This is a genomic window from Micromonospora sp. WMMD961, assembly GCF_029626145.1.
GTDB lineage: Bacteria > Actinomycetota > Actinomycetes > Mycobacteriales > Micromonosporaceae > Micromonospora.
In genome coordinates, this window is the sequence record NZ_JARUBJ010000002.1 from 3844308 (window position 1) to 3870171 (window position 25864).

The following is a 25864-nucleotide window of genomic DNA, read 5'->3' on the forward strand; positions in this document are numbered from 1 at the left end:
GCGCGCCGGCACGACAGCCGGCCGGGTTCGAGACGGGAGGCGGGACGGTGGACGAGCGCTACGACAGCTACTGCGCCGCGGATCGACTGTTCTACGACTCGCTCGGAGCCGCCGTCGCGCAACCCGCCTTCCCGGCCGCCGATCGGCCGGTGCCGCAGGGATGGCGCCGCGAGTCGCTCGACGACTGGTTGATCTACGGCCCGGACGGCGGTTCGCTACCCCAACAGGGCTGGAAGATCCACATCTCGGCCACGCTGGCGAACGCCGAGCGGATACTCGACACCGTCTTCGACTACTGCGTACCCCGTGGCCTGTCCTTCAAGTTCCTGCGCGGACCCCGCACCCTGCTGCTGCGCAACTCCAAGTACGCCGCCCGAGCCGCCAGCGGCAAGTTCGTCACGGTCTACCCGCGCGACGACGCGGAGTTGGAGCTGACCTGCAAGGAACTCGACGAACTGCTGGCCGGCGAGCCCGGACCGTACGTCCTCAGCGACCTGCGCTACGGAACCGGCCCGGTCCACGTGCGCTACGGCGGCTTCGCCGCCCGCTACTGCCACTCCCCGGACGGCCAGGTCGTGCCGGCGATCGAGGACGACTCCGGCACGCTCGTGCCCGACCGCCGCGAACCCGTGTTCCACCTGCCGGCCTGGGTCACCCTGCCCGACTTCCTCGGCCCCCACCTGGCCGCCCGCAACGACACCAACACCAACGAGGTGCCCTACCGCATCGAGCGGGTCATCCACTTCTCCAACGGTGGCGGACTGTACGTGGGCCGGGACCTGCGTACCGACACCCCGGTGGTGCTCAAGGAGGCCCGACCGCACGCCGGCCTGGACGCCGACGGCACCGACGCCGTCGCCCGGCTGGCCCGCGAGGCCACCGCCCTGCGGCAACTCGCCGACCTACCGCAGGTCCCACACGTGCACGACGAGTTCACCCTCGGCGAGCACCACTTCCTCGCGCTCGAATTCATCGAGGGCCGCCCGCTGAACAAGGCGCTCGTCGACAGGTACCCCCTCATCGACGCCGACGCGACGCCCGACGACCGCACGGCGTACACCCGCTGGGCCCGACACGTCTACGAACAGGTCGACTCGCTCATCACGGCGATCCACGACCGCGGCCTGGTCTACGGTGACCTGCACCTGTTCAACATCATGATCCGCCCCGACGACCAGGTCGCCCTCGTCGACTTCGAGGTCGCCGCCCCGATCGCCGGACACCGCCGACCCGGGCTGCGCAACCAGGGCTTCGCTGCCCCACGCGACCGCACCGGACCTGCGGTGGACCGCTACGCCCTGGCCTGCCTACGACTGGCGCTGTTCCTGCCGCTGACCCAACTGGTCCGCCTCGCCCCCGCCAAAGTGGCACACCTCGCCGACCTCATCGCCGCGAACCTCCCGGTGCCCCGGTCCTTCCTCGACCCGGCCGTGCGCGAGATCACCGGTGACACACCGGCCACCGCCGCCCCCGACGTGCACCTCGGCGACTGGCCGACCTCGCGGGACCGACTGGCCACGGCGATCCTGGCCAGCGCCACCCCCGACCGCGACGACCGGCTCTTCCCCGGCGACATCGAACAGTTCCGCACCGGCGGCCTCAACCTCGCCCACGGCGCGGCAGGCGTCCTGTACGCCCTACACGCCAGCGGCGCCGACCGACAGCCCGAACACGAACAGTGGCTGGTACGGCGCGCAACGGCACCACCCTCCGGCACCCGCTGCGGCTTCTACGACGGCCTGCACGGCGTCGCCTACGCCCTGGAACACCTCGGCCGCCGCCAGGACGCCCTCGACGTCCTCGACATCTGCCTCCGCGAACCCCTCGACGGGCTCGACCACAGCCTGCACAGCGGACTGTCCGGGATCGCCCTCAACCTGGCCGAACTGGCCGCCCGCACCGGCGAGACGACACTGCGCGACGCCGCCTGGCAGGCCGCCGAACGCGTCATCGACCAACTCGCCGACGACCCCGGCCCCGACATCAGCGGCGGACGCCACCCGTACGCCGGGCTGCTCCGCGGCCGCACCGGCGCGGCGCTGATGGCCCTACGGCTGCACGAACTGACCGGCGACGACACCCTGCTCCGGCACGCCGCCACCGCACTACGGCAGGACCTACGCCGCTGCGTGGTACGCCCAGACGGCGCACTGGAGGTCAACGAAGGCTGGCGGACCATGCCCTACCTGGCCAACGGCAGCGTCGGCATCGGACTGGTCATCGACCAGTACCTACGCCACCGCGCCGACGACCAGTTCACCGAAGCGAGCGCGGGGATCCGCCGCGCGGCACGCTCACCGTTCTACGCCCAGTCCGGGCTCTTCGCCGGCCGCGCCGGCATCATCACCTACCTCGCCGCCTCCACCGACGACACCGACCGCCGCCAACTCACCGCGCAACTGGACCGGCTGACCTGGCACGCGCTGCCGTACGGCGGCGGCACCGCCTTCCCCGGCGAGCAGCTGCTGCGCCTGTCCATGGACCTCGGCACCGGCACCGCCGGTGTGCTGCTCGCGCTGGCCTGCGCCCGGCACGACGCGCCACCGACGCTGCCGTTCCTCACGCCCCTCCCGGGCGCACCGACCCCCTCGCCACAACGAGGGAGACCGACTCCACCGACGAAGCGAAGGGAGGTGACACGACATGGCGCTTCTCGACCTCCAGGGCCTGGAGATGGCTCCGGCCGACCGCACGGGTGGCGGTAGCCGGGCGAGCCTGCTGCTCTGCGGCGACAGCTCGCTCTCCGTCACGACCTGCAACTGATCCACTCGCACGCGGGGCCCTGGGCGGGTAGACGTACCCACCCAGGGCACCCGCGCACCACCGGGAGGGACCGATGTCGGCGTTCGTCACGGGCGACCGGTTACTCCGGCGCACCTCCCGGGCCGGCGGCGGCTGGACCGCCACGCTCGCCGCCGTCGCCCTGCTCGGCGCCACCGCCGAACTCCTGCTCCCCGCAGCCCTCGGCCGCGCCGTCGACACCGCCCTCACCAACGGCTCCGGCTGGTCCACGGCCACCGCCTGCGCACTCGTACTCGTCCTCATCTGCGTCGACACCCTCAGCGACCTGGCCACCGGACTCGGCGCGGCACGCGCCACCGCAGGGCTACGCCGCCACCTGCTGCGCCACCTGTTCGCCCTCGACGTCCGCGCCACCCGCCGCCACCCGGTCGGCGACCTCGTCGGCCGGCTGGTCAGCCAAGCCGCCGACGCCGGCCAAGCCGGCAACGCCCTCGTCCTGGCGGCAGTGGCGATCGTCCCACCACTGGGCAGCGTCGTCGCGCTCACCATCATCCACCCGGCCCTCGGGATCACCCTCCTCGCCGGTCTCACCGTCCTCACCGTCCTCATGCGCGCCTTCGTCACCGACGCCTCAGCCGTGACAGCCAGCTACCAACGGGAACTGGGCACCATCGCCGGCCGACTACTCGAATCACTCAACGGCGCCCGCACCATCGCCGCCGCCGCCACCACCCACCGCGAACAGGAACGCGTCCTCGCCACCCTGCCGACACTGAACCAGTACGGCCACCGCGGATGGACACTCCTGGCCACGGCAAGCGCCCGCACCGCCGCCGTGGCACCGCTGCTGAACCTCAGCGTCGTAGCCGTCGGCGGATACGCCCTGACCGCCGGCTGGCTCACGCCGGGACAACTGGTCGCCGCCATCCGCTACGCGGCCCTCGGCACCGGACTCGGCGGCGTACTCGCCACACTGAACCACCTGGTCCGCAGCCGAGCGGGCGCGCATCGCCTCGCCGAAGTCCTCACCCAGCCCGCCGCACCGACCGGCACCCGACCCCTCCCACCCGGCGGCGGCACGCTACGACTTCGCGCGGTCAGCGTGTACACCGATGACGGCCAACCCATCCTGGACCGAATCGACCTCGACGTACCCGCCGGCTGCACCGTCGCCGTCGTCGGCACATCCGGTGCCGGCAAGTCGACCCTCGCCGCAGTCGCCGGACGACTACACGACCCTGACGCCGGCGACGTACACCTCGACGGAGTGCCCCTGCGTCACCTCGACCCGGCGGCGCTGCGCCGCGCCGTGGGCTACGCCTTCGACCAACCCGTACTGATCGGCGCGACCATCCACGACGCCATCGGGCTGGCGCTGCCAACCGAGTCAGCGACGCCACCCACCGCGACGACCCCGGCGGTCCTCGCCGCCACCCGCGCCGCAGCAGTCGACGACGTCGTCGAACGACTCCCCGACGGCTACCACACCCCGCTGGCCCACACACCACTGTCCGGCGGCGAAACCCAACGACTCGGCCTGGCCCGCGCGTTCACCGCCGAACGACTACTCATCCTGGACGACGCCACGTCCAACCTGGACACCGCCACCGAACACCGCATCACCCAGGCGACCACCGCACACACCGACCCCCGCACCCGGCTCCTGATCACCCACCGCGCCTCGACCGCAGCAGCAGCCGACCTGGTCGCCTGGCTGCACACCGGCAGACTGCGCGGCCTCGCACCACACCACCAACTCTGGGCCGACCCGGACTACCGGGCCGTCTTCACACCGACAAGCAGCCAGCCGTGACCCACCCCGACGTACGCCAGGTGACCTGGCGAACCCTACTGGCCCGCCGACGCGACCTGACCCGCCTCGGCGGCTGGTCACTCGTCGAATCGATACCCGCACTACTCTCCGGCTACCTGGTCGCCCGCGCCGTGGACGACGGATTCCTGGCCGGACATCCCCAAACCGGTCTGACCTGGCTCGGCGCGCTCGCCATCGCCGTGCTGATCGGCGCGGTAGCCACCGGCCGGACATACCGGTGCCTCGGCGCCGTGGTCGAGCCGTTCCGCAACGACCTGACCACCCGCATGGTCCAAGGGGCGCTACGCGACGCCACCCGAACCGGCGCACACCCGGACAACGCCGCCCTGGCCCGCCTGACCCACCAACTGGAGATCGTCCGCGACACCTTCGCCGGCCTGCTCATGGTCACCCGCGGCTTCCTCTTCTCCGCCGGCGCAGCCCTGCTCGGCCTCCTCGCCCTCGCGCCCATCCTGGCAGCACTGGCCGCGGCACCACTGGCCGCCGGCCTGACCGTCTTCCTCACCGCGCTACCGGCCATGATCGCGCACCAACGCGCCTACGTCCGCACCGGCGAACACCTCAGCCACTCCGCCGCCAGCGCACTGACCGCGCACCGCGACGTGCTGGCCTGCGGCGCCCAGACACGCGTGACAACCGACGTCGAGCACCAGGTGTCCGCCCAGGCCACCGCAGAACGCACCCTCGCCCGGATGGCCGCGATCCGCAGCCTCAGCCTCGGCATCGGCGGCTGGCTCCCACTGATCGTCCTCCTGGTGGCCACACCGTGGCTGGTCGAGCAGGGCCTGACCGCCGGCGCGGTGCTCGGCGCGCTGATCTACATCTCCACCGGCCTGCAACCCGCCCTGCACACCCTGCTGCAAGGCATCGGCGGCGGAGGACTGCGCTACCTGGTCACCCTGGAGAACATCCTGCGCACCTACCCGGAACCCGACACCCCCTGCCCGACCAGATCCCACCCCCAACCCCGCTCGACCAGCCACCCCACCCCAGCCGTCGAGATCCGCAACCTGACCTTCCGCTACGGCCCACACGCCCGACCCGTCCTGGAAAACCTCTCCCTGACCCTGAACCACGGAGACCACCTCGCCGTCGTAGGCCCCAGCGGCACCGGAAAATCCACCCTGGCCGCCCTGCTCGCCGGCCTGCTACCACCACAGACCGGCACAGTCCACCTGGCCGGCGCCCCGGTCACCGGAGCCGACCCAACCGTCCTCGCCCGCAAACGGGTGCTCGTGCCGCAGGAGGCGTACGTCTTCACCGGCCGACTCGCCGACAACCTGCGCTATCTACGGCCCGACGCCGACGACCGCACCCTGGAAACCGCCCTCGACACACTCGGCGCGCGCCCTCTGGCGACCCGCCTCGGCGGCCTCGCCGCGCCGATCACGCCGGCCCTGCTCTCCAGCGGCGAGCGACAACTCATCGCAGTGGTCCGCGCCTGGCTCGCACCCGCCCCACTGGTCATCCTCGACGAAGCCACCTGCCACCTGGACCCGGCACTGGAGGCAACCGTCGAAGACGCCTTCGCCCAACGACCCGGCAGCCTCGTCGTCATCGCCCACCGGATCAGCTCCGCGATCCGCGCCCACCGACTGCTCGTCCTCGACGGCACCGAAACCGTCGCCGGCACCCACGAGCAGCTGCTGGAACACTCCACGTCCTACCGACTGCTCGTCAACCACTGGCAGGAGCACACCACGCCACCCCTGGCCACGCCGACACCACCGGGCTGAACCGCCCAGCCACACCGGTCAGATCCAACCCGCCTCACGCGCCACCCGCACCGCCTCCACCCGGGTACGCGCACCAACCTTGCGAACGATCCGACCGAGATGATTGCGGACCGTCCCACTGCTCAACCCCAGCGACACCGCGACCTCCGCCACCGGAGCCCCCTGAGCGGTCAACGCGAGCACCTCCGCCTCACGGCCGGTCAACGGACCATCCGCGTGTAGCGCCGCGACGACAAGGTCCGCGTCGAGCACCGGCTCCCGTCGAGCGAGCCGGCGAATCCCCTCGACCACCTGCTGCGGAGCGACATCGCTGCGCAGGAAGCCAACCATCCGCGTCCCACAGCGCATCCCGCGCAGCCGCCCCGCCCGGCGCGGATGAGCCAACACCAGCATCGGGCAGCGGCCAAGACGGCCGACCTCGACCCCCTCGACGAAATCCAGGTCAGCCACCACCACGTCGGGACGTTCGTCCCGCACGGCCCCGGGAACCGCGTCACCCCGGCCCACCTCCGCCACCACCCGGATGTCGTCCTCGGCGGCAAGCACAAACGACAGCGCGCCCAACACCAGGGCACTGTCCAACGCGAGCAGGGTACGGATCATCACGAACCTTCCCGTGCACCCCCACGGCAATCACTCATCGTCAGCATTCAAACACGCAACCGACGCACCCGCACGGCGGGAGAGCGGGCCCGGTCGAACCACCGGACCCACCCCGTCAACAGCTACAACCAACCATCACGCCGTGCACGGCACACCGCCTCCAACCGGTTACGCGCACCAGTCTTGGCAAGAATCGCCGACAGATGATTACGCACCGTCCCATGCGCCAAATGCAGGCGGACGGCGATCTCCTTCAACGGCAGACCCTCGGCGGCCATCCGCAGCACGTCCACCTCCCGGGGCGTCAACGGACTCTCCGTCGGCCACAACACCGCCGCCGCCGCGCTCGGGTCGAGCGCCCGTTCCCCGGCGGCGACCGTCCGAATCGCCCGCACCAACTCCGGCAGGGAACCATCCTTGCCGACCAGACCCCGAGCGCCAGCCGCCAACGCCGCCTCCACCAGCGCCGGACTCCACCGAGGGCTCATCGCCAACACAGCGACCTCCGGCGCCTCCACGCCGATCCGAGTCACCACCTCCACCGGATCAGGCAGATCCGGCGTCAACGCGAGCACCACCACCTGCGGACGGCACCGCCGAACCACCTTCACCACATCGCCGACACCCTCGACATCGGCGACAACCCTCATGTCCTCCTCACCCGACAGCGCGGCGCTCAGCGCCCCGCGCAGCAAACCCATGTCCTCGGCGACAACAACGTGGATCACCACGTCTCTCCGATCTCAGGTGCACGTCAGACGGCCACCCACCCCGGACAACCCACAGGGCTCAGCGCAGCCGATCACGCGCGACGGACGGACAGGCATCGACCCGAAGCGCCGTCACCTACCGACGGGCACGGGCACCAATCGGCCCAGCGGTCGACCTACCGAAGCAGACAAACCCCCACGACCGATCCAGCCCTCGTCACCCAGGCCGCGCACTCACCGACGAGAAACCGACCCCCACCACGAGAGGCACCACATCGAGGACCTGGTCAGAGCAGGTGGTCGACGGCCGGGCCGCCGGCAACACCGCCCCCGACCCAGGCGCTGACCTGTCGGTCGCGCCGGCGGCATCCTGATCGGGCGGCGCGACCGGCCACACCGGAGTGCCCGCCCCGGCGGGCACCGAACCTGACCACCCGGCACCGCGCCCGGCCGACGCCACGCCGCTCACCGCCTCCACAGCGGACACCGGCAACGGCGCGGCCGGCGGCACCCCGGCGCGCGCCGGGACGGACGTCGGATGCACCGGCAACCCCACCACTGCCGGTACGGCCCCGCCCGGCGCGTCGGACACCCCAACCGGAGCACACCCCGCAGTCGGCGGCGCCGGCACGGGCCGCCGCGGTGCCGCCGGAACGACCACGTCGCCGAGACCGGCGTCGACGACCCGGCCGAGCACGGCGACGACAGGCCCGACGGCCGTCCTGAGCACCACGCGTACGGGGTGCGCCGACCGGTCGACGACCGTCCCCACCGTGGCGGACACAACGGGAAGCGCAGCCGACAGCGAATGCCGGACGGAACCCACGCCCACCGCAGTGTGGCCGGGGCTTCCAGCCGTGGGCGGCGATGCACCGGTCGACGGTGGTGCCGCGCTGGCGGCCCGACGGTCACCGGCGCCGGCGGCCGTCTCCGATCGGGAACCCGGCAGGCGTTCCCCGCGTTGCGCCACGTCCGGGTCGACGCCGCGCACCACGTCCGGGTCGACCCGGGGGAGCGGCGCCGACCCGGACGAGCGCCCGCCGGACCCCGATCCCGCCGACGGTGTCGACCGGCGGACGCCGGCAGGGGAGACGACCTTGCTGATGCGGGTTGGCGCGTCGAGACGAGCGTCGCCGACGGTCACGACCTGCTCATGGCGTCGCTCGGGAGCCTCGCCCTGCGCGAATCGGACGACACGCTCGACCAGGACGTCGGCCTGCTGATGACGCTCGCCGCCGGTAGCGTCGCGACGGCCGTCGGCAGCGGCCGGCTCCTGCGCCAGGAGGGCCACGACGAAGCCGACCCCGACGGCGGCCAGGACCAGGGCCCACCGTCGGGCGAGCGTGCGAACGCGGTCGGTGGCGAGCAGAACGGTGCGCCTCGGCGCGGGGGTGGACGCGGTTCCACTGGCGGGACATCGCACGTGGACACGACCCCTTCACATCGGACTGCTGACTCATCGTAGCGACGTGGACGCAGGAACGCATCCCGCGACCCTCCGATCACCGTCCGTTGCCTGTGGACGGCGGGCCGCCAGCTTTGCTCCGCGGTCACGCCGTCGGGCCGGGCCGCACCCGACCTGGAGCTCGATTCGATAATGCACATTATGTAAAGTCGCGTTGTGCGACGGTCCCCTCGGTCACCACCGGCGGCGGTCAGTCGCGCGTCAGTCCCGGCGGACACGCGTCCTCGTCGGGTCGTACGGGGCGGGCACCGACCAGCGGGTTACGTTGCAGGCCGGCGATAACGGCGGCGCTGCCGCCGACGTCGGTCCAGGTGTCGTCCCACAGGGCGGAGACGAGCCAGGAGTGATCAGCCGGGAAGAACAGGTCGGGCAGCGGGCCGTCGCCGCGCATGTGGCCGGTCCGCCAGGTGAGGGCCTGCTCGGGTCCCGCTTCGACCAGGACGTAGGGCCAACCCCAGTAGAGCGACACCCTCGGGGCACGCGGAAAGACGACGTCGTGAGCGCCGGTGTCGAGATAGCCCAGCCACCAGGACTGCTCCGGGGTGCGTGCCGCCAACTCGCGGACCACGGCCTGTTCGTGGGCGGCGACGCCGACACCCTCCGGCGGGTGGAAGGTGGCGTACGCGTCGAACACCTCCGGGATCGCGGCGGTGATCGCAAGGCCCTGCGTGGTGTGGCCGGCGAGCCAGGCAACGTCGCTGGCCGTGCCGATGCGCCAGTTCCGTCCGTCCCTGTGGACGCCCAGGGGGTGTGTCGAGGTGCCACCGCCGTCGCGGTGTCCCGCCACGACGGCGGGCGATGCGGAGGGAGCCCACCCGGGTCCGCCGGCCGGCCGCCACTGGTGACCTGCGGGGCAGACCACGTTGACGGGGTGGGCCGGGTCCCGGTACACGGTGGGCGTGCCGGGTCGACCACAGACGGGGCAGATGGCGACGGGCGACGTCATGCGGCGCACGATACGTGCTCCTCCAGGAGAGCCGGTGACCTTCGACGCGGGCGCGAGTAGACATGCCGCTCGGCGCCTGTAGCGCCGCCTCGTCCGTGGAGCGTGCCGACCATCGGCGCAGGCGCCGTGCGGAGTGGGTCCACTCCCCCTCTCCCGGCGCTTCCCCGAAAGGTGAAAGTGCTGCATAATATCCCTTATGCATGACAAACGGGACGAATCGCTCTTGGTGCTGATCGAGGAGTTCCTGACCGCCCGCGCCACTCGCAAGCCCTCCCCCCACACCCTGGCGGCGTACCGGCGGGACCTGCTCGCGGTCGCGACCCTGGTCGCCGGGGATGCTGCCACTCCCCTCCCCCTGGACACGCTGTCGATCACCGACCTCTCCCCCCGGGTGATGCGGGCGGCCTTTGCCCGGTTCGCGGCGCCCCGGGCGCCCGCGTCGGTGCACCGGGCATGGTCCACCTGGAACAGTTTCTTCACGTTCCTCGTCGCCGACGGTGTCGTGGCCGGCAACCCGATGCCGGCGGTCGGGCGGCCCCGGGCGCTACTCCCCCAGCCGAAGCCGTTGCGGGGCGCGGACACCCCTGAGGTGCTGCTCGCGTCCGCCGCGCGCGACGAGGGTCGGCAGCGCGACCCGTGGCCGGAGCGGGACGTCGCGGTGTTGGCGGTGGCGCTCTGCGCCGGGCTGCGTCTGTCGGAGTTGCTGGCGTTGCGGGTCGACTCGCTGGGTGGTCGGCGTGGCGAGCGGCGGATCGAGGTGCTCGGGAAGGGTGGGCGACCCCGGGTGGTGCCGATCGAGGCGGATCTGGACCGGGTGCTGAGGGACTACCTGGACAGTCGGGTGCGGCGTTTCGGTTCGCGGTCGGTACGCCCCGACTCGGCGTTGCTGGTCGATCGGCGGGGTGAGCAGTTGCGTCGTGGTGGTCTGCAGTATCTCGTCGAGTCGTGTTTTCGGCGGGCGGGTATCGGTGACCGGGTGCCGCGGGGCGCGCGGTTGCACGCGTTGCGGCACACGTTCGCGACCCGGTTGGCCGAGGACGGGGCGAGTGCGGCGGAGATCATGCGGTTGTTGGGGCATGCGTCGTTGGCGTCGTCGCAGACGTACATCGAGGTGACGGCGGGGCAGCAGCGCGACGCGGTTCGCGCCAACCGGACCAACCGCGCGTTGGCGGCTCTGGTGCCGGTGAACCGGGAGTGAGCGCGGTCAGTGTGCGCGGTGGTCGCTGTCGTTGGCGGTGGTGGGCAGTGGGCCGAGGACGGCGTTGATGATGTGGATGCGGGTGTTGGTGGCCTGGTAGTCGGCGCACACGGCGTCGGCGCGGTCGGCGAGGCGGATGGTGGGGCCGGTGCGGGCGATGGTGATGGTGGTGCCGTCGATGGTGGAGGCGGTGCCGGCGTTCACCAGGTCGTCGATTCGGTGGGTTCCCGCGATCACGTGCGCTGTCAGCAGGTTGCGCAGCTGGTCGGTGTGCTGGGTCATCAGGTCGTCCCAGTTGTCTTCGGAGAACTTGGCGTCGAAGGCGTCGTCGGAGGGCGCCAGGATGGTGACACCGGTGCCGGTGGGCAGGTCGGTGAGGACGCCGCTGCTGCGCAGGGCCGCTTCGAAGGTGGTGAGGGTGGGGATCCACCTCAGCGCTTGGTCGACGGGTTGTCCGGCGAGGAAGGTCGGGTTTCCGGGGTCGGTGCCGGTGGGCAGTGCGGCGCAGAGCGGTCCGCTGACCTGGGGTGCCGGTGGTGCGGCGTCGGAGGGCGGGTTGGTGGGGGCGCCGGTGCACGCGGTGACGGCCAGCAGCAGGGCCGGTGCGAGGAGGCGGAGGCGGCGGGTGTGTCGGGGTGGGGTGCGGTTCGGGGAGGCGGGATGCGACACAGCGTTCTCCACGGTTCGGGGCTTGGCGGATGGGGTGTGCCGGCGGCACGGGCGTGGGTGCCCGCGCCGCCGGCACGTTGGTGCGGCTAGCTGGTGGTCACAGTGCCGCGCACTGGGTGGTGCGTGGGCCGTGCACGGTGTTGGCGACGCCCAGGTTGGTTGGGGCGGGGCTGTTTGCCATGCAGTTGAGCGGGCCACGGATGGTGTTGCCGGCCAGTAGTGGCGTGTCGGTGCCGGTGGTGTTGGCGGTCAGGCTGACCGGGCCGGCGATGGTGACGTCGATGACGGAGACTGCGGTGGTGGTCTTCGCGATCTGGACCGGGCCGTTGATGGTGCTGTCGGCGAGGAGGATGCCGGCGGCGCCGGTGGCGGTGACCGGGCCGCTGATGGTGGTTCCGGTCGCGACGAGTGCCGCGCCGGCCCGGACGGTGACTGGGCCGTTGATGGTGGCGTCGGCGGCGCAGGTGAAGTCGGATACGGTCAGGGGCCCGTCGCGTCGGCCGGTGAGGGTCGGGTAGACGCGTTCGCCGTCGGTCAGCTTCTCCACGCCCTTGGTGTCGAGCAGTAGCGGGATGAGGCCGCGTTCGGGCTGGTTGAGGGGTACGTAGTAGCCGTCCGTGGTCTTGATGACCTTCCAGCCGTGTGCGGCGATGCGCTGCGCGACGGTGGTGCCCACGCCGCCGGGTCCGTCGGTGCGGGCGCCGTGGTACTGCTCGTCGGTGAGTTTGTAGGCGCATGGGGCGTTGTCGAGGATGAGGTCGGCGAGGGGTGCGTCCAGCGGCGGTGGACTGTCGCCGGGGTGCGGTGCCGGGTGGGCGGGGATGGGTCGGGAGCCGCGGAAGACGAGGCGGCCGGTGTTGGCGGCCTGGATCTCGATGGACTGGGCGCGGGAGTTGAGGATGTCGCCGCGGTCGGCGCGGTGGTAGTCGAGGAACTGGTGGAAGGTCCACAGCGCGGAGTAGGTCTTGCGGCGCCGGTTGTTGGCGGTGTTGCCCTCGTCGGGTCGGGTCTGTCCGCCGGAGCTGCGCAGTTCCAGCAGGGAGTTGGCGACGTTCTTGAGCCCGAGGGTGTTGCGCAGGATGGTTTCTTCGCTGAGGCCGACGTTGCCGCCGCCTTCGCAGCCGTAGGGGCAGGCCCACCAGCCGGCTTCGGCGCCCTTGGCGTACATGTGGCCTTCGATCATGTCTTGGGACTGGTCGAAGATGGGTTGGGCGACGTTCTGGTGCCGTGGGGGCAGCATCGGTAGGTCCCCGGCGCGGGAGTTGCCGTACTCGTGGCCGTCGTAGCCGGCGACGGGTCGGTAGTCGCGGACCATTGTGATGTACGCGGTGGTTTCGGGTTGGCGGATCAGGGAGTAGTCGCGGTTGAGGTCCTGGCCGGTGGAGTTGCCGCGGGTGTTGTTGGCCCGGCCGTCGCCGTTGATGGTGGGGACGATCAGGACGGTGGTGTGGCTGAGGAGGTCGGTGATGCGGGGGTCGGTGCTGAAGGCGAGTTGGCGGGCCATGATGAGGCAGGCTTCGCGGTCGCCGGGTTCGTTGCCGTGCACGTTGCAGTTGATGGCCACCGGTGCGGTGGCGGCGACGGCTTCCGGGGTGGCCGCCGGGGTGGGGTATCCGATGACCAGCATGTTGATGGGTCGGTTCTGCACGGTGCGGCCGAGTTCGACGACGCGGACGCGGTCGCTGAGGGTGTCGATGGCGGCGGTGTAGGCGTACTCGTCGGTGTCGCTGGTGTATTGCGCGGCTTGGGTGGTCTCCCATTGGGTTCGCAGTTGCTCGCCGGGGGTTTCAGGGTTGCCCCAGGGGGCGGTGGTGGTGGCGACGACCGGGTTGGAGTAGGGCTGTTCGGTGGTGCCGGTGCGGGCGCGTACTCGCCATTGGAAGGTGTCGCCGGGGTTGAAGCCGGCGTCGGCGAAGGTGGGTGCCTGTTGGTTGATCTGGCGGTTGGGTCGCCAGACGCCGACGATGGTCGGTGCGCCGGTGGAGGTGCCGGTGGCGTCGACGGCGGTGCGTTCGATCTGGTAGTCGGTGGCATCGTCGACGGGTTGCCAGGCGAGGGTGGCGTAGCCGTCGGCCTGGCGGATGGTGAGGGCGGTGACCTGGTTGGGCTCCGCGGCGCTCTGGGCAGTGGCGGGGGTGGGTGCGGTGGTGAGGGTGACGGCGATGAGGGTTGCTACTGCGATGAGGGTGGGTCGCGGACGTCTCATGTGGCCTCCGACGAGGTGATCGTGGCGCGTGTGGACCAGCATGATCGTCGGTGTTCATCGATGCAATGATCTTGAGGGAATCTTGCGAGTCAGCGTCGCGCTCCCCCGCCGTGGTTACGCGGTGATGGTGGCGGGTTCGCCCGGTGTCAGCCAACGGATGCTGTCGCGTACGGGGGGTGGGGCGGCGGTGAACGCCCGCTCGACGACCTCGCGGGGCTCCTGGAAGTGCTGCCAGCCTTCGTAGTGCACCGGGATCGCGGTGTGGGGTCGCAGCGCGGCGCACAACCGTACGGCCCGGCGGGCGGTCATGGAGTAGCGCAGCGGTCCGGTGATGGGGAATCGCACCCCGCCTAGGTGTAGCAGCACCGTGCCGATCGGGATGCGGGTGGCCACGTCGCGTACCCGGCGGGTCAGCACGGTGTCGCCGGTGATCCACAGCGCGCCGTGTTGTTGGCCGGCCCAGCGCAGGGTGAAGCCGATGACGTCGCCGACGATCGGGGTGCTCAGTGGTGGGCCGTGCCGGCACGGGGTCGCTGTCACGTCGATCGTCGGCCGTGCGGGGTGCGCGAGTCGGGTGGTCTGCCAGGGGCGCAGGCCCTGGGTGTCGGGGCCGAGCCGACGCGCGCCCGCCACGGTGGTGAGCACTGTGCCCACATCGGTGAGGAGCGTGCGGCCGGCGTCGTCGAGGTTGTCGCCGTGGTGGTCGTGGCTGAGCAGCACCGCGTCGATCGGGCCGAGGTCGGCGGCGGGGACGGCCGGGCCGGTGACCTTTCGCGACGAGGTGCCCCAGCCGAAGGTGTAGCGCCGACCGGGTGGGTCGAACGTCGGGTCGGTGAGTAGCCGCCAGCCGCCGACCTCGATCAGCGTGGTGGGGCCGCCGATGTGGGTGATCCGCAGCGGCGACACGGTGCTCATCGGGCGTGCCGTAGGGCCCAGTCGAGGGCGTCGTCGGCGATCTGCTGCCAGCCCTGCTGGGCGGGGAGCAGGTGCGCGTACCCGTCGTAGAGTTTGATCTCGGTGATGGTGTCGCCCTTGTAGTGCGAGGCGTTGGAGCGCTGCACGCTGGGCGGCATGATGTGGTCTTCTGAGCCGGAGATGAACAGCAGCGGTGCGCGCTGGTCGTTGTGGTAGTTGACCGCGATGTCCTGTGGGCCGGGCAGCAGGTTGGCCAGGACGCTGTCCCAGAGAATGCCGCCGGAGGCGGGGATGGCGTAGCGCTCGTACAGGGCGCGGGCCTCGGGTTCGGGGAACGTGTTGGTGAAGGCGTAGTTCCACTGCTCGAAGCTGAACCCGACGGCACGGTGCCGGTTGGCCGGGTTTTCAGCACGGGGAAGGTGGAGCGCAGCTGCGAGAAAGGGATCACCTTGACGCCTTCGGTGGGCGCCGAGTTGAGGGCGACGGCCGAGGCGCCGTAGCCGCGGTCGAGGAGCACCTGGGTGAATGCCCCGCCGGCGGAGTGGCCCATGATGATCGGCGGGTTCGGCAGCGCGTCGAGCACCGCGCAGAGGTGTTCGACGACCTGCGGCGCGGTCAGTGTCTCCAGAGGGCTGGGGTCGGCGTTGAGGGCTTCGACCTCGACTTCCAGCCCGGGGTACGCCGGGGTGAGCACCCGGAACCCCTTGTCCTGGTAGTGGGTGGCCCAGTGTTCCCAGCTGCGGGGGGTGACCCAGAACCCGTGGATGAGGACGATCGTGTCCGGCGTGTCGCTCATGGTCAGCTCCGTGGCTGTCGGGGGTGGCGATGGCGCAACGGCGGTGGTGTCGGTGAGCCCACCCTAGACATCGGTGGCCCACGATGGCGGCCTTTTCGGGCGGCGAGTTCAGCCGAGGTCGACCAGCAGCGGGCGGTGGTCGGAGATGGTGGACGGTGGCGCGGTGACGGCGCGTACCGGTGGGAGCTGCTCGAGGGCGTGCCGGTCGGCGAGGATGTGGTCGAGTTGGACGCGGGGTTGCCCGGCGGGGTAGGTGGGGCGCCGGCCCAGGGGGTGCCAGCCCGAGACGAGCCGGGCCGCGCCGGCGGGCAGGTTGAGGTCGCCGAGCAGGACGCGGGGGGCGGGTAGCGCGCGGAGGGCGCGGACGGTCTGGCGGAGTTGGCGGGCGTTCCAGCCGGGCACGAAGGACAGGTGGGTCGCGGCGACGGTGAGCGGGCCGTGTGGGGTGTCCAGGACGGCGGCGAGGACGACGCGGGGTTCGTCGTGCAGCAGGATCAGGCCGCCGCGGGGGCCGGGTACGTAGACCGGTGAGCGGACGGGGGCGGGCTTGAGTCGGGTGACGTGCCAGCTGCGAACGGGGTGTCGGCTGATGAGGCCGATGCCGTAGCAGGGTTCGCCGTGCCCGTCGTCGTCGTGGCGCAGGGGGCGGAAGTGTTCGCCGGGGGTGCCGACGACGGCGGCGGCGAAGCGGTGGTGTGGTGCGCCCAGGGCGCGGGCGGCGATGGCGGTGAGGTCGAGGTTGCCGCTGCGGTGTTGGTCGCGGTCGACCTCCTGCAGGGCGAGCACGTCGGCGTCGAGGGCGCTGATGGCGGCGGTGAGTCGGTCGGAGTCGACGAGCCCGTCGGTGAGGGATCGTCCGTGCAGCAGGTTGAAGGTGGCCAGGCGCACTCCTGCACCTTACGTGCCCGTGGCATGGTTGCCCGGTGGTGAAGGTGTTGCTGTGTTCGATGGTGGTGTTCGTGGCGGTGGGCGCGTTGGGGGTGTGGTTGCGGCGTACGCGGGACCGGTGACCGGTGAGTTCTCCCACTCGGGGGGCCGGTCGGGCGCGTCGGGTGGGAAGAATTGCCGCCCGTGGACGCCGTGACGCTGAGTACGCTGCTGGCCGCCGCCGCGCTGGCCGGGTGGGTCGATGCCGTGGTCGGTGGTGGTGGGTTGTTGCTGCTGCCGGCGTTGTTGGTGGCCGCCCCGGGGTTGCCGGTGGCTACCGCGTTGGGCACGAACAAGTTGGCGGCGATCTTCGGTACGTCCACGGCGGCGGCGACGTACGCCCGGCGTACGAGGGTCGATTGGCGGGTGGCGGGGCCGGCGGCCGGGTTGGCGGTGCTCGGCGCGGGTGTGGGCGCGGCGTTGGCCGGGGCGGTGCCGGCGTCGGCGTACCGGCCGGTGGTGTTGGTGGTGCTGGTGGCGGTGGCGGTGTTCGTGTTGCTGCGTCCCCGGATGGGCGTGGTGGCGGTGCCGGCGAAGCGCACTCCGGTGCGGGTGGGCGTGGTGATCGCGGTGGCCGGTGTGGGGATCGCCCTGTACGACGGGTTGATCGGTCCGGGGACGGGGACGTTCCTGGTGTTGGCGTTCACCGCGCTCGTCGGCGCGGACTTCGTGCACGGGTCGGCGATGGCGAAGGTCGTCAACGCGGGCACGAACCTGGGCGCGTTGGTGGTGTTCGGGGTGACCGGGCACGTGTGGTGGCTGTTGGGCGCGGCGATGGCGGTGTGCAACATCGCCGGCGCGGTGCTGGGGGCGCGGATGGCGTTGCGCCGCGGGTCGGGGTTCGTGCGGGTGGTCCTGCTGGTGGTGGTGGTGGCGTTGGTCGCGAAGCTCGGCCATGACCAGTGGGTGGCCGGCTGATGCCGGTGCGGGCGGAGCACGACCGGGCTGTCCTGGCCGAGCTGCTGGGTCGTGATCCGGTGCTGCACGCCTACCAGTTGGGCGACCTGGATGACTTCTTCTGGCCGTACACGTCGTGGTTCCGCCGGGGTGAGCAGGTGGTGTTGCTGTACCACGGGGTGGACCCGCCGACGGTGCTGGCGTTCGCCGCGCCGGCGGACACCGCGGCGATGGCGGCGTTGCTGGCCGAGTTGGCGCCGGTGCTGCCTGCCCGGCTGTACGCGCACCTGTCTCCCGGGCTGGTCGACGCTCTGTCCGGGTCGTTCCGGTTCGAGCCCGGTGGCCGGCATCACCGGATGGCGTTGACGGATCCGGCGCGGCTTGCGGCGGTGGCCCCGGCGGGTGTGGTGCTCGGCGCGGCGGACCTGCCGCAGGTCGGTGAGCTGTACGAGCGGTCGTACCCGGGGAACTGGTTCGACGCGCGGATGCTGGACACCGGGCAGTACCTGGGGGTCCGTGACGGCGGTGAGCTGATCGCGGTGGCGGGGGTGCACGTGTTCTCGCCGGCGTACCGGGTGGCGGCGTTGGGTAACGTGACGACGCATCCGCGGTGGCGGGGGCGGGGTCTGGGCGCGGCGGTGGTGGCTGGGTTGTGCGCGCGGTTGCGGGCGAGCGTCACGCACGTGACGTTGAACGTGAAGGCGGACAACGCGGCGGCGGTGCGCCTGTACGAGCGGGTGGGGTTCACCCGGGTGGCCGACTACGACGAGTGGACGTTGACGGCCCGGTAGGTGTCAGCGGTGGCGGCTGGGTGAGTCGAAGCGGCCGGCGCGGATCTCCCGCAGGGCGCGGCGGCGGACGTCGCCGCGCAGGGTGTCGACGTAGAGGGTGCCGCGCAGGTGGTCGGTCTCGTGTTGCAGGGCGCGGGCGAGGAACCCGGTGCCGGAGATGGTGAGCGGCTCGCCGTTCTGGTCGACGCCGCGCGCGGTGGCGTGCAGGGCCCGCACGGTCGGGAAGTACAGCCCGGGGATGGACAGGCAGCCCTCCTCGTCGTCCTGGAGTTCGTCGGACAGCTCCAGGGTGGGGTTGATCAGGTGGCCGCGGTGCCCGTCGGCGTCGTAGACGAACACCTGGGCGCTGACGCCGATCTGTGGTGCGGCGACGCCGGCGCGGCCGGGCTCGCCGAGCAGGGTGTCCATCAGGTCGGTGACGAGGGCCCGCAGTTCGGCGTCGAAGGTGGTGACCGGCTCGCATTCGGTGCGCAGGACGGGGTCGCCGATGATCCGGATGGGCCGCATGGTCATGACCGGCAGTTTATCGCCGGTGTCGGCGGGTTCGGCGTCCGGCCAGGGTGGCACGGATCGGGGCGGTCTTCGCGGCGGCTTCGGCGACCTCGGCGGCGGGGTCGCTGTCCCAGGTGATGCCGCCGCCGGCCCAGGTGTGCAGGTGCTGGCCGTCGGCGGCGGCGGTGCGGATGGTCAGGCCGAGGTCGACGCGCCCGGGGGCGACCCAGCCCAGCGCGCCCATGCTGGCGCCCCGGCCGACGGGTTCGAGGGCGTTGATCTGGGTGAGGGCGGCGAGTTTCGGGGCGCCGGTGACGGACCCGCCGGGGCAGGTGGCGCGCAGCAGGTCGGCGAGGCCCAGGCCGTCGGCGGCGGCCGCCCGTACCGTCGACTCGGCCTGCCACAGGTCGCACCATCGGCGGACGGTGAACAGGTCGTCGACGGTGACGCTGCCGGTGCGGGCGATGCGGGCGAGGTCGTTGCGTTCCAGGTCGACGATCATGACGTGTTCGGCGCGTTCCTTCGCGCTGGCGAGCAGTTCGGCGCGGCCGGCGGGGGTGGCCGGGCGGGTGCCCTTGATAGGTCGGGTGATCAGGTGCCCGTCGGTGACCTCGATGAGGGTTTCCGGGGAGGCGCAGCCGATGGCCCAGCCGTCGCCGGTGAGGACGCCGGCGTAGCGGGCGCCGGGCAGCGCGCCGAGGCGGCGCAGGGCGGGTAGCGGGTCGCCGGTGTAGCGGGCGGCGGCGTGTCCGACGAGGTTGGTCTGGTAGACGTCGCCGCGCCCGATCGCGGCGCGCACGCTCGTGACGGCGTCGGCGTGCTGGCGGCGGGTCCAGCTCTCGGTCCACTCGCCGAGCCACCACCCGGACGCGGGCGGGTCGGGTGGGCCGGCCGGGGCCGGGTGGTGGTCGTAGACGACGACGGTGAGGTCGGGCAGCGTCGGCGCGGGCTCCGGCGCCGTGGTGGGCGCGCCGGCCAGGTGCGCCCCGGCGGCGGCGGACAGGTAGAGCGCCGCCCCGCAGACCCCGGCACGGTGATGGTGAGCGGTGGCGGGTCGGCTCAGGTCGTGCAGTGGCAGGCCGTGCGCGGCGAGGAACTGCTCGGCGAGGGCGGCGGGGTCGCCTCCGTCGCGCAGGTGCCACTGCAGGCGGGCGCGTTCGGTGAGCGCGCCTCGGCACGCGGCCGGGGCCGCCGGCACATCGACCGGTGCGGCCGGGCCGCGGTGGGCGGCCACGGCGATCGGGCCGCTGCCCGCGGCCGTTGTGGCCGGGCCGCTGCCCGCGGCGCACACCTGTGGGAGCGTTTCCACGCCGTACGGTCCGACCTTCCTCATCCGTTCAGTGGATTTCCGGTGCGACAGCCGGGCACCTGCTCGATGCTGGACACTTTCGCTTGGTACTGTGCGTCACTGGTCATGTGAACCATGACACAGTGCCCCCACAGTCCGGAGAACCCGATGTGCCAGCACCAACCGACCTGCCCCTCCGCTGAAGCCACCGACCGGGAAGCCGCGCGAGTCCTCGCCTGCTTCCGTGAGCAGGGCTGGAGCCTGCTCTGCAATGGTGTCATCGTCTTCGAGGACACCGGCGAGATCCTCCCCGACGGCAGCAGCATCGCACCGCACCGCGGCCCCGCCCGCCACGCCCTCGTGGCCTGACCGACCACTCAGCGTCACCGACTAGCCGCCATTCGACCCAGGCCAGTCCCCCGGTAAGGGACGCCACGCCCAGGTCGCAGCGGCTGCCGGGGCGGCACACAGCGCCCGCCCCGGCGCGCCCGTCGCCAAGCTCAGTCTTCGAACGCCTCCGGTGACGGGCACGAGCAGACCAGGTTCCGGTCGCCGTACGCGCCGTCGATGCGCCGCACCGGCGGCCAGTACTTCCCCGCCCGGTCCACCCCGGCCGGGTACGCGCCCACCGACCGCGGGTACGCGTGCGACCACTCGTCACCGCTGACCATCGCCGCGGTGTGCGGCGCGTTCGCCAGCGGGTTGTCCCCCGCCGGCCACTGCCCCGACCCGACCTGCTCGATCTCCGCCCGGATCGCGATCATCGCGTCGCAGAACCGGTCCAGCTCGGCCAGGTCCTCGCTCTCGGTCGGCTCCACCATCAGCGTCCCGGCCACCGGGAACGACATCGTCGGTGCGTGGAAGCCGTAGTCGATCAGCCGCTTCGCCACGTCGTCCACCGTCACGCCGGTCGCCTTCGTCAACGGCCGCAGGTCGAGGATGCACTCGTGCGCCACCAGGCCCTTGTTGCCGGCGTACAGCACGCCGAAGTGCCCCCGCAGGCGCGTCGCCACGTAGTTCGCGGCGAGGACCGCCACACCGGTGGCCCGGGTCAGCCCCTGCGCGCCCATCATCCGCAGGTACGCCCACGGGATCGGCAGGATGCCCGCCGAGCCGTACTTAGCCGCCGAGATCGCCGGGGTGGCGTCCACGTGCGCACCGAGGGGGTCACCGGGCAGGAACGGCGCCAGGTGCGCGCGTACCGCCACCGGACCCACACCGGGGCCGCCGCCGCCGTGCGGGATGCAGAACGTCTTGTGCAGGTTCAGGTGTGACACGTCCGCCCCGAACTTGCCCGGCTTGGCGAACCCGACCAGGGCGTTGAGGTTCGCCCCGTCGACGTACACCTGACCGCCGGCGTCGTGGACCTTCGCGCACAGCGACGCGATGCCCGTCTCGTAGACGCCGTGCGTCGACGGGTACGTCACCATGATCGCGGCGAGCGCGTCCCGGTGCTTGTCGACCTTCGCGTCCAGGTCGACGAGGTCGACGTTGCCGTCCTCGTCGCAGGCCACCACGACGACCCGCATGCCGGCCATCACCGCCGACGCCGCGTTGGTGCCGTGCGCCGACGACGGGATCAGGCACACGTCGCGGTGCGTCTCGCCGCGCGACGCGTGGTAGGAACGGATCGCCAGCAACCCGGCCAACTCACCCTGCGAACCCGCGTTGGGTTGCACGCTGACCGCGTCGTAGCCGGTCACCTCCGCCAGCCACGACTCCAACTGGCCGATCATCTCCCGGTACCCGACGGTCTGCGAGTCCGGCGCGAACGGGTGGATGTTCGCGAACTCCGCCCAGCTGACCGGCTCCATCTCCGTGGTGGCGTTCAGCTTCATCGTGCACGACCCGAGCGGGATCATGCCCCGGTCCAGGGCGTAGTCGAAGTCCGACAGCCGCCGCAGGTAGCGCAGCATCGCCGTCTCCGAGTGGTGGCTGCGGAACACCGGGTGGGTGAGGAAGTCGGTGTCGCGGCGCAGACCGGCCGGCAGGGCCGCGTCCGCGTCGCCGTCGAACGCGGGCACACCGAACGCCGCCCACACCTGCGCCAGGTGCGCGCGGGTGGTCGTCTCGTCGCAGGACACGCCCACCCGGTCGGCGTCGACCAGCCGCAGGTTCACGCCCCGCTCGGCGGCCGCCGCGACCACCTCGGCGGCCCGGCCCGGCACCCGCGCGGTGACGGTGTCGAAGAACGCGACGTCGGCGACGTCGACGCCACCGGCGCGCAGCCCGGCCGCGAGCCGCGCCGCCATGTCATGGGTACGCGCCGCGATGTCCCGCAGCCCGTCCGGGCCGTGGTAGACGGCGTACATGCCGGCCATCACCGCGAGCAGCACCTGCGCGGTGCAGATGTTGCTGGTGGCCTTCTCCCGCCGGATGTGCTGCTCCCGGGTCTGCAACGCCAACCGGTAGGCCGGGTTGCCGTCCGCGTCGCGCGACACCCCGACCAGGCGCCCGGGCAGCATCCGCTCCAGGCCCGAGCGCACCGCCAGGTAACCGGCGTGCGGACCACCGAATCCCATGGGTACGCCGAAACGCTGGGTGGTGCCGGCGGCGATGTCCGCCCCGATCTCCCCCGGTGCCCGCAGCAGCGTCAACGCCAGCAGGTCCGCCGCGACGGTCACCAGCGCCCCGACGGTGTGCGCGGCCTCGACCAGCGCGGCGTGGTCGCGCACCGCACCGGACGCTCCCGGGTACTGCAGGTGCAGCCCGAAGAACTCCGCGGGCAACTCGTCGCGCTCGACGTCGAGGACCCGCACGTCGATGCCGAGCGGCTGCGCCCGGCTGGTGATCACCGCGATGGTCTGCGGCAACGCGTCGGCGTCGACCACGTACACCGGGCTCTTGCTCTTGGACGCCCGCCGCGCCAAGGTCATCGCCTCGGCCGCGGCGGTGCCCTCGTCGAGCATGGAGGCGTTCGCGGTGGCCAGGCCGGTCAGGTCGGTGACCATGGTCTGGAAGTTCAGCAGCGCCTCGAGGCGGCCCTGGCTGATCTCCGGCTGGTACGGCGTGTACGCCGTGTACCACGCCGGGTCCTCCAGCACGTTACGGCGGATCACCGCCGGGGTGTACGTGCCGTGGTACCCCAACCCGATCATGGAGACGGCGACGGTGTTGCGGGCCGCGAGGGCCCGCAGCTCGGCGATCGTCTCGGCCTCGGTGGCCGGATCCGGCAGGTCGAGGGTGCCGTGCCAGCGGATCACCTCGGGGATCGCGGCGTCCATCAGCTCGTCGATCGAGCCGTGCCCGACGACCTCCAACATGCGACGCTCATCGTCGGGGCCGGGACCGATGTGACGGGTGGCGAACTGCTCGACGGTCATAGGGGGCACTCCCGGGGCGAGGTCGACGTGTCGGCCTCCCCCTCTGTCACACCCAGGTGCGGCGCTCCACAGTGCCTGCCCACGAGGTCCTTTTGCCTGAGAGGTTCCGGGGAGGATTTGCCCCTTCGGCGCCGCCCTGCGTGCTGTCGGGCGGTCTCTCCCACGTGGGTGTTACCGGCACGGTCAACGCTACCAGCGACGGTGTTACGGCCAGATGTCCTACCCCCGGGCCGTGCACACAGCGGGCTTTCACCCCGTGACCGTTACACCCCGGCCGCCGTCACACCCCGGCCGGCGTGACGACCTCGCTGCCGCTGACCCGGGCGGCCAGCTGCGGCAACACCGCGCCCAGCGGCGCGTCGACGCACACCCTGGCGTGCCCGTCACCACGGGTCGGCCCCTGGTTCACGATCGCCACCGGGATGCCCTGTTTCGCCGCCCGAATCACGAAACGGCGCCCGGACATCACCGTCAACGACGACCCCAGCACCAGCAACGACCGAGCCCGCTCCACCGCCGCGAAACACCGCGCCACCCGCTGCGGCGGCACCGTCTCGCCGAAGAACACCACGTCCGGCTTCAACATGCCGGTTCCGCAGATCCCGCAGTCCACCATCCGGAACGTCGCCACCTGCTCGTCGGGGAGATCGACATCACCGTCCGGGTTCACCGCGGCGACCCGGGCCACGAAGTCCGGGTTCGCCTCGCGCAACCGCCGGTCCAACTCCTCCCGGGAGGTCAGGTTGCCGCAGTCCAGGCAGGTCACCTCGTCGAGGCGACCATGCAACTCGATCACCGACGTGCTGCCGGCCGCACCGTGCAGACCGTCGACGTTCTGGGTGATCACCGCGTCGACCAGACCGGCCCGCTGCAACCCGGCGACCGCCCGGTGCCCGGCGTTCGGCGCCGCACCGGCGATCAACCGCCACCCCAGGTGGCTGCGCGCCCAGTAACGCCGCCGGGCCAGCGGATCCCGGGTGAACGCCTGGAACGTCATCGGCGTGTGCCGCCGCGCCACCCCACTCGGGCCCCGGTAGTCCGGGATGCCCGACTCGGTGGACAGGCCGGCACCGCTGAGCACCACCACCCCACCGCCGGCCACCAGCGAGGTCAACGCGTCGAGGCTCTCCATCACCCCTTTATGCTGCCTCAACCCGCCACCCGCCGCCGAACCCCCGCTCGGGCCGGGGTTCGACGGCGCGACGGCACCGCGACGGCTACCCCACGACGACGTCGGCGACGACGCAGGCGATGTTGTCCGGCGCCCCCTCGGCCCACGCCAGGTCGACCAACGCCCGCACCGTGTCCCCTGGATCCGTCGGCGCCGCCAACGCCGAATGCAGCGCGGCCCGGTCGACGACCGCGGACAACCCATCCGAGCAGAGCAGGTACCGGTCACCCGGCCGGGCGGTACGCAACGCCAGGTCCACCTCCACCTGCGCCCCGGAGCCGAGAGCACGCACCAGCAACGCGCGCTCCGGATGCGCCGCGGCCTCGGCCCGGTCGAGCCGGCCCTGATCCACCTGCGCCCACACCCAGGTGTGATCCTGCGTGAGCAGCGACAACTCACCATCGCGCAACAGGTACGCCCGGGAGTCACCGACGTGCGCGAGAGCCAGTTGGGAACCGCTGCGCACCAACGCGGTCAGCGTGGTACCCGGCTGGTCCTCGTCGGTGGCCAACCCACGCACACTCCGGTCAGCGTCGGCGACCCCACCGGCGAGCATCGTCAACAGATCCACGGCCGGCGCGTCCACCAGCGCCAGCGGGGTGAGAGCGTCGATCGCGGCGGCACTGGCGGCAGCCCCACCGGGCCCCCGGATGCCATCGGCGACGGCCAGCAACCGGTCGCTGGCGTACGCGGCGTCCTCGTTGCTGTCGCGCACCAAACCGGTGTCACAACGGGCGGCGTAGCGGACAGCGACAGCGGAACTCGGGTCAGACATGGTGGCGCCCCCTTCAGACAGGTGGTCAACGAGGATGGTCGCGAGCCGGGCGCGAGCCGCCGTGTCAGCGGTGACCCGCCGCCAGTACGCGGTGATCGCCTCAGCCGCCGCCGCGGGATCCAACCCACACACGACGCGAATCGTCGCCAACGGCATGCCGATGCCCCGAAGCTGGGCGACCAACCGGGCCGACGGCAACTGGGCCGGGTCGTAGAGCCGATACCCGGACTCGGCGTCGACAGCGGCCGGTGGCACAAGCCCCACCTGGTCGTACAGGCGCAGCGCCTTCGGCGTCAGTCCCGCCGCCTGCGCGAACACCCCGATGGTCATGAGCCCCACGTCGACACCCTCCTCGTACCGGCCACGGCGACCGGCACACC

At 71.9% G+C, this 25864-nt stretch carries 21 protein-coding genes and 1 riboswitch; of the genes, 8 read left to right on the forward strand and 13 right to left on the reverse strand.

Annotated elements, in window-relative coordinates:
* Positions 1–47 precede the first annotated feature (47 nt).
* The 4 genes from lanKC to O7614_RS17545 all read left to right on the forward strand — a co-directional run bounded on the left by lanKC (position 48) and on the right by O7614_RS17545 (position 6312).
* Positions 48–2705, forward strand: coding sequence for a class III lanthionine synthetase LanKC (gene lanKC / locus O7614_RS17530; RefSeq protein WP_278139536.1), 2658 nt, complete (start codon positions 48–50; stop codon positions 2703–2705).
* Positions 2674–2763, forward strand: coding sequence for a SapB/AmfS family lanthipeptide (locus O7614_RS17535; protein ID WP_247670285.1), 90 nt, complete (start codon positions 2674–2676; stop codon positions 2761–2763). Before lanKC ends, O7614_RS17535 begins: the two co-directional genes overlap by 32 nt.
* A gap of 73 nt (positions 2764–2836) precedes the next feature.
* Positions 2837–4555 (forward strand): ABC transporter ATP-binding protein, encoded by a 1719-nt coding sequence (locus O7614_RS17540; protein ID WP_278139537.1) that lies wholly within the window; start codon positions 2837–2839, stop codon positions 4553–4555.
* Positions 4552–6312, forward strand: coding sequence for an ABC transporter ATP-binding protein (locus tag O7614_RS17545; RefSeq protein WP_278139538.1), 1761 nt, complete (start codon positions 4552–4554; stop codon positions 6310–6312). The genes O7614_RS17540 and O7614_RS17545 overlap by 4 nt, the downstream gene beginning before the upstream one ends.
* An 18-nt stretch (positions 6313–6330) precedes the next feature.
* On the opposite strand, the gene O7614_RS17550 is transcribed toward O7614_RS17545, so the two are convergent.
* The 3 genes from O7614_RS17550 to O7614_RS17560 all read right to left on the reverse strand — a co-directional run bounded on the left by O7614_RS17550 (position 6331) and on the right by O7614_RS17560 (position 10036).
* Entirely contained in the window at positions 6331–6915 is a 585-nt protein-coding gene (locus O7614_RS17550) for a response regulator transcription factor (RefSeq protein WP_278139539.1), read from the reverse strand.
* A 122-nt stretch (positions 6916–7037) separates the two neighbouring features.
* Positions 7038–7643 carry a response regulator transcription factor gene (locus tag O7614_RS17555; RefSeq protein WP_278139540.1) on the reverse strand — a complete coding sequence of 202 codons (606 nt, stop codon included), beginning with the start codon at positions 7641–7643 and terminating at the stop codon, positions 7038–7040.
* Positions 7644–9280: 1637 nt separating this feature from the next.
* The gene (locus O7614_RS17560; protein WP_278139541.1) at positions 9281–10036 is read right to left on the reverse strand and encodes a hypothetical protein; all 756 of its coding nucleotides are present in this window, start codon (positions 10034–10036) and stop codon (positions 9281–9283) included.
* A 196-nt stretch (positions 10037–10232) separates the two neighbouring features.
* Between O7614_RS17560 and O7614_RS17565 the strand changes: the two genes are divergently transcribed.
* Positions 10233–11234, forward strand: coding sequence for a tyrosine-type recombinase/integrase (locus tag O7614_RS17565; RefSeq protein WP_278139542.1), 1002 nt, complete (start codon positions 10233–10235; stop codon positions 11232–11234).
* 6 nt (positions 11235–11240) lie between these two features.
* Here the strand turns inward: O7614_RS17565 and O7614_RS17570 are convergent, their stop codons facing one another.
* The 5 genes from O7614_RS17570 to O7614_RS17590 form a co-directional block, all read right to left on the reverse strand.
* A complete protein-coding gene (locus O7614_RS17570) occupies positions 11241–11903 on the reverse strand; it encodes a fasciclin domain-containing protein (protein WP_278139543.1) in 663 nt (220 codons plus the stop codon).
* A 97-nt stretch (positions 11904–12000) separates the two neighbouring features.
* Entirely contained in the window at positions 12001–14109 is a 2109-nt protein-coding gene (locus O7614_RS17575; RefSeq protein ID WP_278139544.1) for a M14 family zinc carboxypeptidase, read from the reverse strand.
* A 114-nt stretch (positions 14110–14223) separates the two neighbouring features.
* Complete coding sequence (locus O7614_RS17580; RefSeq protein ID WP_278139546.1) at positions 14224–15024, reverse strand: MBL fold metallo-hydrolase; 801 nt, start codon at positions 15022–15024, stop codon at positions 14224–14226.
* The gene (locus O7614_RS17585; RefSeq protein WP_278139547.1) at positions 15021–15182 is read right to left on the reverse strand and encodes a hypothetical protein; all 162 of its coding nucleotides are present in this window, start codon (positions 15180–15182) and stop codon (positions 15021–15023) included. The genes O7614_RS17580 and O7614_RS17585 overlap by 4 nt, the downstream gene beginning before the upstream one ends.
* A 746-nt stretch (positions 15183–15928) precedes the next feature.
* Complete coding sequence (locus O7614_RS17590) at positions 15929–16708, reverse strand: endonuclease/exonuclease/phosphatase family protein (protein WP_278139548.1); 780 nt, start codon at positions 16706–16708, stop codon at positions 15929–15931.
* 183 nt (positions 16709–16891) lie between these two features.
* Between O7614_RS17590 and O7614_RS17595 the strand changes: the two genes are divergently transcribed.
* Positions 16892–17665, forward strand: a complete 774-nt coding sequence (locus O7614_RS17595; protein ID WP_278139549.1) for a TSUP family transporter — start codon at positions 16892–16894, stop codon at positions 17663–17665.
* Entirely contained in the window at positions 17665–18435 is a 771-nt protein-coding gene (locus O7614_RS17600; RefSeq protein ID WP_278139550.1) for a GNAT family N-acetyltransferase, read from the forward strand. Before O7614_RS17595 ends, O7614_RS17600 begins: the two co-directional genes overlap by 1 nt.
* A 3-nt stretch (positions 18436–18438) precedes the next feature.
* On the opposite strand, the gene def is transcribed toward O7614_RS17600, so the two are convergent.
* Positions 18439–18948 carry a peptide deformylase gene (gene def, locus O7614_RS17605; protein WP_278139551.1) on the reverse strand — a complete coding sequence of 170 codons (510 nt, stop codon included), beginning with the start codon at positions 18946–18948 and terminating at the stop codon, positions 18439–18441.
* Positions 18949–18958: 10 nt separating this feature from the next.
* Positions 18959–20260 carry a chorismate-binding protein gene (locus tag O7614_RS17610; protein WP_278139552.1) on the reverse strand — a complete coding sequence of 434 codons (1302 nt, stop codon included), beginning with the start codon at positions 20258–20260 and terminating at the stop codon, positions 18959–18961.
* 123 nt (positions 20261–20383) lie between these two features.
* On the opposite strand from O7614_RS17610, the gene O7614_RS17615 reads away from it, so the two are divergent.
* Positions 20384–20584, forward strand: a complete 201-nt coding sequence (locus tag O7614_RS17615; RefSeq protein ID WP_278139553.1) for a DUF5999 family protein — start codon at positions 20384–20386, stop codon at positions 20582–20584.
* A 131-nt stretch (positions 20585–20715) separates the two neighbouring features.
* On the opposite strand, the gene gcvP is transcribed toward O7614_RS17615, so the two are convergent.
* From gcvP to O7614_RS17630, 3 genes are all read right to left on the reverse strand, one after another.
* Positions 20716–23538, reverse strand: coding sequence for an aminomethyl-transferring glycine dehydrogenase (gene gcvP, locus O7614_RS17620; RefSeq protein WP_278139554.1), 2823 nt, complete (start codon positions 23536–23538; stop codon positions 20716–20718).
* A gap of 74 nt (positions 23539–23612) precedes the next feature.
* Positions 23613–23711, reverse strand: a riboswitch (glycine riboswitch).
* 107 nt (positions 23712–23818) lie between these two features.
* Positions 23819–24670, reverse strand: a complete 852-nt coding sequence (locus O7614_RS17625) for an NAD-dependent protein deacetylase (protein ID WP_278142292.1) — start codon at positions 24668–24670, stop codon at positions 23819–23821.
* Positions 24671–24755: 85 nt separating this feature from the next.
* Complete coding sequence (locus tag O7614_RS17630) at positions 24756–25823, reverse strand: MerR family transcriptional regulator (protein ID WP_278139555.1); 1068 nt, start codon at positions 25821–25823, stop codon at positions 24756–24758.
* Between the last annotated feature and the right edge of the window lie 41 nt (positions 25824–25864).

Coding starts and splice junctions, on each gene's coding strand:
- O7614_RS17535 (WP_247670285.1), top strand. CDS start 2,674: ATGGCTCCGGCCGACCGCACGGGTGGCGGTAGCCGGGCGAGCCTGCTG.
- O7614_RS17540 (WP_278139537.1), top strand. CDS start 2,837: ATGTCGGCGTTCGTCACGGGCGACCGGTTACTCCGGCGCACCTCCCGG.
- O7614_RS17550 (WP_278139539.1), bottom strand. CDS start 6,915: ATGATCCGTACCCTGCTCGCGTTGGACAGTGCCCTGGTGTTGGGCGCG.
- O7614_RS17560 (WP_278139541.1), bottom strand. CDS start 10,036: ATGACGTCGCCCGTCGCCATCTGCCCCGTCTGTGGTCGACCCGGCACG.
- O7614_RS17565 (WP_278139542.1), top strand. CDS start 10,233: ATGCATGACAAACGGGACGAATCGCTCTTGGTGCTGATCGAGGAGTTC.
- O7614_RS17575 (WP_278139544.1), bottom strand. CDS start 14,109: ATGAGACGTCCGCGACCCACCCTCATCGCAGTAGCAACCCTCATCGCC.
- O7614_RS17580 (WP_278139546.1), bottom strand. CDS start 15,024: ATGAGCACCGTGTCGCCGCTGCGGATCACCCACATCGGCGGCCCCACC.
- O7614_RS17585 (WP_278139547.1), bottom strand. CDS start 15,182: ATGCCGCCCAGCGTGCAGCGCTCCAACGCCTCGCACTACAAGGGCGAC.
- O7614_RS17600 (WP_278139550.1), top strand. CDS start 17,665: ATGCCGGTGCGGGCGGAGCACGACCGGGCTGTCCTGGCCGAGCTGCTG.
- def (WP_278139551.1), bottom strand. CDS start 18,948: ATGACCATGCGGCCCATCCGGATCATCGGCGACCCCGTCCTGCGCACC.
- O7614_RS17610 (WP_278139552.1), bottom strand. CDS start 20,260: ATGAGGAAGGTCGGACCGTACGGCGTGGAAACGCTCCCACAGGTGTGC.
- O7614_RS17615 (WP_278139553.1), top strand. CDS start 20,384: ATGTGCCAGCACCAACCGACCTGCCCCTCCGCTGAAGCCACCGACCGG.
- gcvP (WP_278139554.1), bottom strand. CDS start 23,538: ATGACCGTCGAGCAGTTCGCCACCCGTCACATCGGTCCCGGCCCCGAC.
- O7614_RS17625 (WP_278142292.1), bottom strand. CDS start 24,670: ATGGAGAGCCTCGACGCGTTGACCTCGCTGGTGGCCGGCGGTGGGGTG.